Raw genomic sequence first — 9,307 nt, forward strand, 5'->3', positions numbered from 1 at the left:
CCCCCCGTCGGGGGGTGGGGCCCTTCTCGTGTCCGTTCTCGTGGCCGCGCAGGCTCAGCCGGCGGTGCCGTACAGGCGGTCGCCCGCATCGCCCAAGCCCGGCACGATGTAGCCGTTCTCGTTCAGGCGCTCGTCCACGGCCGCGGTCACCACGGTGACCGGCAGACCGGCGAGCTCACGCTCCATCACCTCGACGCCCTCCGGCGCCGCCAGCAGCACCACGGCGGTGACGTCGGTGGCGCCCCGCTCGATCAGCATCCGGATCGCCGCGACCAGCGTGCCGCCGGTGGCCAGCATCGGGTCCAGCACGTACACCTGACGGCCCGAGAGGTCGTCCGGCATCCGGGTCGCGTAGGTGGAGGCCTCCAGGGTCTCCTCGTTCCGCACCATGCCGAGGAAGCCGACCTCGGCGGTCGGCAGCAGCCGGGTCATCCCGTCCAGCATGCCGAGACCGGCGCGCAGGATCGGCACCACCAGCGGGCGCGGGTAGCTGAGCCTGGTCCCGGTGGTGACCGCGACCGGGGTGGTGACCTCCACCTCGTCGGTCCGGACGTCCCGGGTGGCCTCGTAGGCGAGCAGGGTGACCAGCTCGTCGGTGAGCCGACGGAAGGTCGGCGAGTCGGTGCGCTCGTCACGCAGGGTGGAGAGCTTGTGGGCCACCAAGGGGTGGTCGACGACATGGAGACGCATGTTCCGACCATAACGGGCATCGGCACACCCGTACGACCGGCCGGGCCGCACCCCTCCCGACCTGCGGGCTTCGCCGCCCCCGCGCGGAGACCCGCCGCGACCGGTCGCCGAAGCGGCGCACCAGCTGTGGTATTTACCGGACACATCTGGGAAAGTCGGACCCTATGAAGAGCAGCACCCCGGCACCCGGGCCTCGCTCGACAGAGGAGCCCGAGGTCCCGCACGAGACCGAAGCCGAACGCCGCCGCCGGCGCGCAGTCTTCCTGCGCGAGCTGGCCGAGGCCCGCGAGCTCCGCGCGAGGGTGCAGCCACGGCGCACCAAGGAGCGCAGGATGCGCGAAGCCCTCCGGATGCGAACCTTCCGAATCTGACGGTGCACCGGTCATTCCGACACGACCTGCGAAGACGCGCTGCCGAACACTCCCCGCACCGCCCGGCTTTCTGTCACGATGCCGGAGGGACGGTCCGAACGACGGGCCGCACCCGGCGCGGGGGCGGCCAGGCCGCGCCCGCCCGAGATCGCCGACAGCCGAGACCAATCTTGGGAGAGTCCCTGGTGGCGTACTTCGCTGCAGTGCTTGCTCGCACCTCCGGCGGGTGGGACGTGAGCGAGACAGAACTGGACGACGTCGAGGCCCTGACCGACCTGGCCGACCTGGCCAGGGAGGCGGCCCAGGACGACGACAGCGTCCTGATCTTCATCGAGCAGGAGGACGCGTGGTTCGCCGTCCTCCGGGTGGACGGCGAGGACGATCCTCGGATCTTCGTCTCGGACGGAGCCGCCGCTGCCCGCAGCTCCTACGGTTCGATCCTCACCGACGAACTCCTCGACCGCGGTGCCGACGACTTCGACGAGCTCGACCGGCTGGTCGACCTCGACGAGGACTCCGAGGAGGGGACCGACTCCGAGGAGGACGAACCCACCGTCGACGGCCACGACGGCGTCCCGATCGGCCCGCTCGGCGACGCCGAACTCCTCGCCGACTTCGGCCTGGCCGCCGACGGCCTGCGCGAGCTCAGCGGCGAGGGCGCCCTGCCCGGCGACGCGCTCGGCGAGATCGCCGAGGCGATCGGCTGCGGCGAGGTCCTGGAGGCGGTCCGCTGAGGCCCTGACGGGCGGCCCCGATGCCCGACACTGGTCCCATGCAGATCGCCCCGCTCCCGGCCCCCGTACGCCCCGACCCGGTACGCGACCGCTGGACGGACGCGATGCGCCTCGCCATCGACGAGGCCGCACTCGCGACCGCCACCGGCGACGTACCGGTCGGGGCGCTCGTGCTCGGCCCCGACGGCACCGTCCTCGGCCGCGGCCACAACGAACGCGAGGCCGTCGGCGACCCGACCGCCCACGCCGAGGTGGTCGCCATCCGGCAGGCCGCCGCCGCCCTCGGCGAGTGGCGTCTCAGCGGCTGCACCCTCGTCGTCACCCTCGAACCCTGCACCATGTGCGCCGGCGCCATCGTCCTCTCCCGCCTCGACCGCGTCGTCTACGGCGCCCTCGACGACAAGGCCGGCGCCGCCGGCTCCCTCTTCGACGTCGTCCGCGACCGCCGCCTCAACCACCGCCCCGAAGTCATCCCCGGCGTCCTCGCCCCCGCCTGCGCCGACCAGCTCCGCACCTGGTTCGACATCCACCGCTGAACAGATTTCGTCCCCACCCACCCCATCCGGTAGAGTCTCGTCTCGGTAGCGTGTCCGAGCGGCCAAAGGAGCACGCCTCGAAAGCGTGTGTGGGGGCAACTTCACCGTGGGTTCGAATCCCACCGCTACCGCCAGACAGACCGAAGGGCCCCGATCCACTGGATCGGGGCCCTTCGGCATTTCCGGGAAACCGGGCATGGAGAAGGCCCCGCACTCGGGGCTTTGACCACCGTGGCCCGGGGTGAGTGCGAGGCCTGTTGAGGGGGCAGCCGTCCCGGGGGGACGGACGGCTGCCCCGGGCGGAGGTCCCACAACCGGGGTCGTGTCGGGGGGAAGCCACGACGCCCGGTCCCACAGCGGGGAGCTCCGGTCCTCGTACCGGGGATTCCTGCCAGATCCCTTGGTACGTGTTCCATCCTGCTGGACGGGGTGGGGGTGGGCGAGCGGAGAAGGGCCCGTCTTGGGGGGACCTTCGTCCTGGGGGGGTGAACGGGGTGCTGACCTGATGGGCCGTCCGGTCGATAAGCTGCGTGGGGTGGTGGGCCAGGTGGGCTAGCGGGAGGCGGCGAGCAGGGTGGCGCAGGCGAAGAAGATCGGGATGTGGCTGCTGCTGATCTTCGTGATCTACACGGTGATCACGTCTCCGACGCGGGCGGCCGAGCTGGTGCAGTCGGGGTTCGTGGGGATCTCGGACGCGGCGAAGGCGGTCGGGACGTTCATGACGGGGCTGGTCAGCTAGCGGACGGGAGGGCGGGGCCGCGCCGGCGGGGGCTACGGTGGGCGGGCACTGCGGCACACACCCTCGACCCGCTGGGAGCGGCATCGTGATTCGGCATCTGGTCCTGTTCAGGCTCAACGACGGCGTCGGCAAGGACGACGGGCGTGCGGTGGCCGGCGCCAAGGCGTTCGAGGAGCTCGGCGGGTTGATCCCGGAGCTGCGCGAGTGGGAGTGCGGCTGGAACACCACCGAGCGGGACATCGCCTACGACTACGCGATCAACAGCCTGGTCGAGGACCGCGACGCGCTGGCCGCGTACCTGGGCCACCCGGCCCATCAGGCTGCCGCCGGACAGTGGCGTGAGTTCGCCACCTGGGTGATCGCGGACATCGAGGTCTGAGGCCGGTTCGCTGGCAGGTCGTACCCAAAGCACCCTTCGGCCCCCTGGCGCGTGTAGCGCCGGGGGGCCGTTCCGTACCCCGGCAGCTCTCCTGACTATCCGCCAACACGCCTACTACGGGTGCTTGCTCACGATGTGCACGACTTGTGATGCTATGACCGTTTTTGCCGGACCTGGTGAGCGACGGGCGGCGGACCCCACCACCGGTGGTCCGGGCCACAGGGCGTGGGAGGGGTGGCGTGGCCGTGCGGACGCAGGACAGTCAGGACAGCAGTGCGCCGGAGACCGGCGAGGCGAGGCCCGGCGAGGAGCGGCCCGGGCCGCCGGAGCAGGCCGAGCCGACGGACCGGCCGGAGCGACCGGACGGCGTGACGGTGCCCGAGGTACGCAGCAGCGGCGGCGGCACCGGCCGGGGCCAGGTGGACGTGCGGACGCTCACCAGGGTGCTGTTCGAGCGGCTGGCGGAGCTGCCGCCGGGCGCGCCGGAGCGGGACCGGGTGCGGGCGGCGCTGATCGAGGCCAACATCCCGCTGGTGCGGTACGCCGCGACCCGCTTCCGCAGCCGGAACGAGCCGATGGAGGACATCGTCCAGGTCGGCACCATCGGCCTGATCAACGCGATCGACCGCTTCGACCCGACCCGGGGCGTGCAGTTCCCGACGTACGCGCTGCCGACCATCCTCGGGGAGATCAAGCGGTACTTCCGGGACAACGTCCGGACCATGCACGTGCCGCGCCGGCTCCAGGAGCTGTGGGTCCAGGTCAGCGGCGCGATGGAGGAGTTGACGGTCACTCACGGGCGCTCGCCCAAGGTGCCGGAGATCGCGGCCAACCTGCGGATCCCGGAGGAGGACGTCCGGGCCTGCCTGGCGGCCGGGCGGGCGTACAACGCGGCCTCGCTGGAGGCGGCGCAGGAGCACGAGGGCGGGCTGGCCCTGCTGGACCGGCTGGGCTACGAGGACTCGGCGCTGGCCGACGTGGAGCACCGGGACATGGTGCGCCACCTGCTGGTGCAACTGCCCGAACGGGAGCGGCGGATCATCATGCTCCGGTTCTTCGCGAACCTGACGCAGTCCCAGATCAGCACCGAGCTCGGTATGTCGCAGATGCACGTGTCCCGACTACTGTCCAGAATCCTGACCCGTCTGCGGACCGGGAACTCCTGGGAGGAGTGACGCCGCGACGGGTAGCCGTGCGTCACTGCGGCGTGACATCTTGCGACGTTCGGGTTTGCCGGGGCGCCTGGGCCGGTATGGAGCTGGAGGGGAAGTCCGAAGCCGGGAACTGTCGCTGGGTAGTGCCCGTTGTACAGTCGGTCACGAGGGGGTGGAGCATGTCCGCAGAACTGGGCAGCGCGGAGGGCCACGGTACGGCCGCCACGCTCGCGTCCGTGGCGGTGCCGGGGCCGTCACCGGAGCCGGTGGTCGTGGTGGAGATCGCCACGATTCCGGCGATTCCCGCGATCCCCGCGCAGGCGACGGCTGACCGGGCGGCCTCCGAGCGGCCCGTGTCCGAGAAGGGGCTGGACACCCGGACGCTCTCGCGCTCGCTGTTCGCCCGGCTGGCCGGCCTGGAGCCGGGCAGCGAGGAGCACACCTACGTCCGCGACACCCTGATCGAGCTGAACCTGCCGCTGGTCCGGTACGCCTCCGCCCGTTTCCGCAGCCGGAACGAGCCGATGGAGGACATCGTCCAGGTCGGCACGATCGGCCTGATCAAGGCGATCGACCGCTTCGACCCGGAGCGCGGGGTGGAGTTCCCCACCTTCGCGATGCCCACCGTGGTCGGCGAGATCAAGCGCTTCTTCCGGGACACCAGCTGGTCGGTCCGGGTGCCGCGACGGCTCCAGGAGCTGCGGCTGGCCCTCACCAAGGCCGGCGACGAGCTCTCCCAGAAGCTGGACCGCTCCCCCACCGTGGCCGAGCTCGCGGTCTTCCTCGGCGTCACCGAGGAGGACGTGGTCGAGGGCCTCGCGGTGGGGAACGCGTACACCGCCTCCTCGCTGGACTCCACGCCCGGTGAGGAGGACGGCGACGGCCCGCTGGCCGACCGGCTCGGCTACGAGGACCTGGCCCTGGAGGGGGTCGAGTACCGCGAGTCGCTCAAGCCGCTGCTGGCCAAGCTGCCGCCGCGCGAGCGCCGGATCATCATGCTCCGGTTCTTCGGCGGCCTGACGCAGTCCCAGATCGGCGAGGAGATCGGCATCTCGCAGATGCACGTCTCCCGGCTGCTCACCAAGACCCTGAGCCAGCTGCGGAACGGGCTGACCAGCGAGTAGCGGTCTACGGCTCGAGGAGGTTGGCGCGGAGGCCGGCCAGGACGGTGTCGTCCAGGCCGAGGCCGTCGCGCCAGAAGTGGCCGAAGCTCTCCCAGCCCGCTTCCACCTCGGCGAAGGCGGCGTCCAGGAACTCGCGCTCGGCCCGGAGCACCGGGAGCAGCAGCGAGGGGTCCTCCATCAGGCCGGAGGTGCCGAAGCTCTCCATCAGGTGGTCGACCACGCGGGCCGAGCGCTCGTTGGTGAGCAGGTAGTCCCGGTAGACGGTCTCGCGGTCGACGCCGAGCGCGGTGAGGGCGAGGGCGGCCACCCAGCCGGTCCGGTCCTTGCCGGCCGAGCAGTGGAAGAGCACCGGCGGGCCGTCCGGCGCGGCCAGCAGCCGCAGCACCTCGGCGAAGCGCTCGCGGGCCTCGGGGGCGGTGACGAACCAGCGGTAGAGGCCGGTCATGATGCCGGCCGCCCGGCCGTTGCCGAGCAGCTCGCGCTGGCGGGCCGGGTCACGGTCGGCGAGGGCGTCGCGCAGGGCCACGTAGACGTCGAAGTCGGCGGCGAAGACCGGCAGGTGGTGGAGCGTCAGCTCGCCCTCCACGGTGAGGGCGGCGGCGGTGCCCTCGGCCTGCTGCAGCTCGGCCAGGGCGGCCACCGGCAGGCCGGGTATGCGGTCCGCTCCGGCCTCCCGGACCTCGCCGAAGCTCCGCAGGTCGACCACCCGGCGCACCCCGGCGGCGAGCAGCGCCACGCCGTCCTGCTCGGTCAGCCGGTGCAGCGCGTCGGCGCGAAGCGCCACGCCGTGGCGCACCACCGAGCCGTCCGCGGTGCGGTAGCCGCCCAGGTCACGGGCGTTGGAGGCGCCGGCCAGTCCGAGGCTGCGGGCTTGCTCGAGGGACTGGGTCACGGGGGCCTCCGGGGCATGCTGGAACAGGCGTACGAGTCTTCCGCGCCAGTGTAGGCGGGTCGGATCCGTACCCCGGAGGGCGTCCCGGCAGGTGGCAGGGCGCGCGGTGGCGCGCGGCGCACCTCCGCGGCGTGCCCCGCCACCTGCCGCTACGCGGACGTCACTTGACGGCGAGCCAGATGACGGCGCCCAGGATCGCCACGCCGAGCACGGCGAGACCGATCACCAGACCGGTGCGGTTGCTGCCGCCGGTGCTGCCGTAGGTGGTCACCGAGCCGGGCGCCTGCGGGGCCGGGGTCTCGTCGACGAAGGCCCGGAACATCTGGGTGCTGCCGGCGGGGTCGTAGTCGTTGTCAGCCATGGCACGGACTCTAGCCAACTCCGCAGGTGGACGGACACCCCGGACCCCCTCGTTCGGGGCGGCCCTTGGCAGCTCTGCGACGGGCGTACGACGGCCCTGTGAAGACCTGTGGAGAAGCGGCGCGGGCCGGTGAACGGTGCGGTTGGATCACCCTCATGACCGACCTCCTCAGTGACGCTCCCCACCGGGTGACCCTCGGCACCTCGGACCTCTCCGTCTCCCGCCTGGCCCTCGGCGGCAACGTGTTCGGCTGGACCGCCGACCGGGACGCCTCCTTCGCCGTACTGGACGCCTACACCGAGGCGGGCGGCAACTTCGTGGACACCGCCGACGTGTACTCGAGCTGGGTGCCGGGCAACACCGGCGGCGAGTCCGAGGTGATCATCGGCGAGTGGCTGCGCAGCCGGGGCGGCCGGGACGCGGTGGTGGTCGCCACCAAGGTCGGCGCCCACGCGGAAGCGCCGGGACTGTCGGCGGCCAACGTGCGCTCGGCCACCGAGGCCTCGCTGCGCCGGCTCGGCCTGGACCACGTCGACCTGCTCTACACCCACGTGGACGACCTCGGGACGCCGGTGGCGGAGATCGTCGGCGTGCTGGACGAGCTGGTCCGGGAGGGCAAGGTCCGGGCGGTGGCCGCCTCCAACATCGGCGCGGACCGGCTGGCCGAGTCGCTGGCGCACTCCGCCGCCGAGGGCCTGGCGGCCTACGTGGCGGTGCAGCCGAACTACAGCCTGGTCTCGCGCGACACCTACGAGGGCGAGCTGGCGGAGGTGGCGGCCGGGCACGGGCTGGCCGCCGTGCCGTACCACGCGCTGGCCTCGGGCTTCCTGACGGGCAAGTACCGGCCGGGCGGCCCGGAGGTGGACAGCGTCCGGTCGGCCCGCGCCTCGCGCCATCTGACGGAGGGTCGCGGCCTGGCCGTGCTGGAGGCGCTGGACCGGATCGCGGAGGGTCGCGGGGCGGCCCTGGCGAGCGTGGCGCTGGCCTGGGTGGCGGCGCAGCCGACCGTCGCGGCACCGATCGCCAGCGCGCGGACGGTGGAGCAGCTGCCGGCCCTGCTGGCGGGCGTCCGGCTGGAGTTGACGGCGGAGGAGCTGGAGCTGCTGGACACCGCTTCGGCGGGCTGACGGACCGTCGCGCGGGCCCGGGGCGGCCGATGGGGCCCCGGGCCCGCGCCGCGGCGGCTACGGGCGGCCGAGGTGGGTCGGGAAGTAGCCCTGGCTGAGGGTGGAGATCCGGATCCGGGTGCCGGGGCGGGCGGCCTCCAGGAACTTGTTGTCGCCCAGGTAGATGCCGACGTGGTGGATGCCGGAGGCGCGGCTGCTGTTGGACCAGAACAGCAGGTCCCCGCGCTGGAGTTGGCCCGCGCCGATCGGCGTGACGGCGGCGTACTGGTCGTCGGCCACCCGGGGCAGGGAGATGCCCGCACGGCGGTAGGCCTGCTGGACCAGGCCCGAACAGTCGTAGCCGGACGGGCCGTTGCCGCCCCAGAGGTAGGGCTTGCCGAGCTGGGCCGTCGCGTAGGAGATCGCGGCCTCGACCGAGGAGGATCCCTGGCGGTCCGGCTGCGGCGCCGGAGGCTGGGGCTGGGGCTTGGACTGGGGCTGGGGCTGGGGCTGGGGCTGGTCGGAGCCGCCGCCGGTACGGGAGTTGTAGACCGAGAGGTGGCTGGTCCAGCGCCACTCGCCGGACGCGTTCTTGAACCAGTACCGGGAGCCGTCCCAACCCTGCGTGATGCCACCGGAGTTGGTGGACTGACCGGAGGAACTCCCGGTGCGGGACTGGTAGACGGAGAGGTGGCTGGTGTAGCGCCACTCACCCGAGGCGTTCTTGAACCAGTACTTCGAACCGTCCCAACCCTGGTCCCCCGCAGCGGCATTGGCGTTCGCGGCACCCAGACCGAGGCCGACCGTGCCGGCACCGGCCAGCACCGTGGTGGCCACGCAGGTGGCGCGCACCGCCCGGTGTATTCGCCCCGGATCCGCCTGCTCACGGGCGGCGGCACTGACCCGGCCCGCCTCCCGGCACGGCGGGCAGTCGCACGGGGAGTCCTCGACGGGGGCGTCGGAGAAGTCGATCAGAGCGGGGGAGGTGGATATCCTCACGCGGGCTTTCCTTCCTTGCGTCCGGCCCGGGCGGCCGGGGACGGCACGGCGGCGACCCCGGCGGGGGCCACGAAGGCGACCAGCAGCTGCTCCATCAGCGCGCTGCGGGCGGCCTCGTCCAACTCGTGGGCGGTGGCCCGCTCCAGGCGGCGGACGGCCAGCGCGGCGGCCTCCACCGCGTCGTCCACCAGCACGGTGCGCAGGCCCGCGTCCAGCTCGGCG

General features: G+C 72.7%; 13 protein-coding genes and 1 tRNA gene. 9 read left to right on the forward strand and 5 right to left on the reverse strand.

Features of this window, described 5'->3' with window-relative positions; translation table 11 throughout:
• Positions 1 to 54 precede the first annotated feature (54 nt).
• Complete coding sequence (gene upp / locus ACZ6ZR_RS26145) at positions 55 to 690, reverse strand: uracil phosphoribosyltransferase (protein ID WP_465646208.1); 636 nt, start codon at positions 688 to 690, stop codon at positions 55 to 57.
• Positions 691 to 854: 164 nt separating this feature from the next.
• On the opposite strand from upp, the gene ACZ6ZR_RS26150 reads away from it, so the two are divergent.
• The 8 genes from ACZ6ZR_RS26150 to ACZ6ZR_RS26185 all read left to right on the forward strand — a co-directional run bounded on the left by ACZ6ZR_RS26150 (position 855) and on the right by ACZ6ZR_RS26185 (position 5,727).
• Positions 855 to 1,061, forward strand: a complete 207-nt coding sequence (locus ACZ6ZR_RS26150; RefSeq protein WP_345287121.1) for a hypothetical protein — start codon at positions 855 to 857, stop codon at positions 1,059 to 1,061.
• Positions 1,062 to 1,246: 185 nt separating this feature from the next.
• Entirely contained in the window at positions 1,247 to 1,795 is a 549-nt protein-coding gene (locus ACZ6ZR_RS26155; protein ID WP_465646210.1) for a tRNA adenosine deaminase-associated protein, read from the forward strand.
• 38 nt (positions 1,796 to 1,833) lie between these two features.
• Positions 1,834 to 2,331 (forward strand): tRNA adenosine(34) deaminase TadA, encoded by a 498-nt coding sequence (gene tadA / locus ACZ6ZR_RS26160; RefSeq protein WP_465646212.1) that lies wholly within the window; start codon positions 1,834 to 1,836, stop codon positions 2,329 to 2,331.
• A gap of 44 nt (positions 2,332 to 2,375) precedes the next feature.
• A tRNA-Ser gene (locus ACZ6ZR_RS26165) sits at positions 2,376 to 2,465 on the forward strand.
• A 440-nt stretch (positions 2,466 to 2,905) separates the two neighbouring features.
• A complete protein-coding gene (locus tag ACZ6ZR_RS26170) occupies positions 2,906 to 3,070 on the forward strand; it encodes a hypothetical protein (RefSeq protein ID WP_345287128.1) in 165 nt (54 codons plus the stop codon).
• A gap of 85 nt (positions 3,071 to 3,155) precedes the next feature.
• The gene (locus ACZ6ZR_RS26175) at positions 3,156 to 3,449 is read left to right on the forward strand and encodes a Dabb family protein (protein WP_465646214.1); all 294 of its coding nucleotides are present in this window, start codon (positions 3,156 to 3,158) and stop codon (positions 3,447 to 3,449) included.
• 239 nt (positions 3,450 to 3,688) lie between these two features.
• Positions 3,689 to 4,624 carry an RNA polymerase sigma factor SigF gene (locus ACZ6ZR_RS26180; protein ID WP_465646216.1) on the forward strand — a complete coding sequence of 312 codons (936 nt, stop codon included), beginning with the start codon at positions 3,689 to 3,691 and terminating at the stop codon, positions 4,622 to 4,624.
• A 158-nt stretch (positions 4,625 to 4,782) separates the two neighbouring features.
• The gene (locus tag ACZ6ZR_RS26185; RefSeq protein ID WP_465646217.1) at positions 4,783 to 5,727 is read left to right on the forward strand and encodes an RNA polymerase sigma factor SigF; all 945 of its coding nucleotides are present in this window, start codon (positions 4,783 to 4,785) and stop codon (positions 5,725 to 5,727) included.
• A 4-nt stretch (positions 5,728 to 5,731) separates the two neighbouring features.
• Here ACZ6ZR_RS26185 and ACZ6ZR_RS26190 read toward each other — a convergent pair whose 3' ends face one another.
• Complete coding sequence (locus tag ACZ6ZR_RS26190; protein ID WP_465646219.1) at positions 5,732 to 6,619, reverse strand: tyrosine-protein phosphatase; 888 nt, start codon at positions 6,617 to 6,619, stop codon at positions 5,732 to 5,734.
• Between the two features lie 160 nt (positions 6,620 to 6,779).
• Positions 6,780 to 6,980 (reverse strand): hypothetical protein, encoded by a 201-nt coding sequence (locus ACZ6ZR_RS26195; protein WP_465646221.1) that lies wholly within the window; start codon positions 6,978 to 6,980, stop codon positions 6,780 to 6,782.
• Positions 6,981 to 7,135: 155 nt separating this feature from the next.
• On the opposite strand from ACZ6ZR_RS26195, the gene ACZ6ZR_RS26200 reads away from it, so the two are divergent.
• Positions 7,136 to 8,107, forward strand: coding sequence for an aldo/keto reductase (locus tag ACZ6ZR_RS26200; RefSeq protein WP_465646223.1), 972 nt, complete (start codon positions 7,136 to 7,138; stop codon positions 8,105 to 8,107).
• 57 nt (positions 8,108 to 8,164) lie between these two features.
• Here ACZ6ZR_RS26200 and ACZ6ZR_RS26205 read toward each other — a convergent pair whose 3' ends face one another.
• Both ACZ6ZR_RS26205 and ACZ6ZR_RS26210 read right to left on the reverse strand, forming a co-directional pair.
• The gene (locus ACZ6ZR_RS26205; protein WP_465646225.1) at positions 8,165 to 9,085 is read right to left on the reverse strand and encodes a C40 family peptidase; all 921 of its coding nucleotides are present in this window, start codon (positions 9,083 to 9,085) and stop codon (positions 8,165 to 8,167) included.
• On the reverse strand, positions 9,082 to 9,307 hold a 226-nt coding region (locus tag ACZ6ZR_RS26210; RefSeq protein WP_465646227.1), incomplete at its 5' end, for a hypothetical protein. The genes ACZ6ZR_RS26205 and ACZ6ZR_RS26210, both read right to left, overlap by 4 nt.

Source organism: Kitasatospora sp. NPDC088742, from assembly GCF_055584905.1.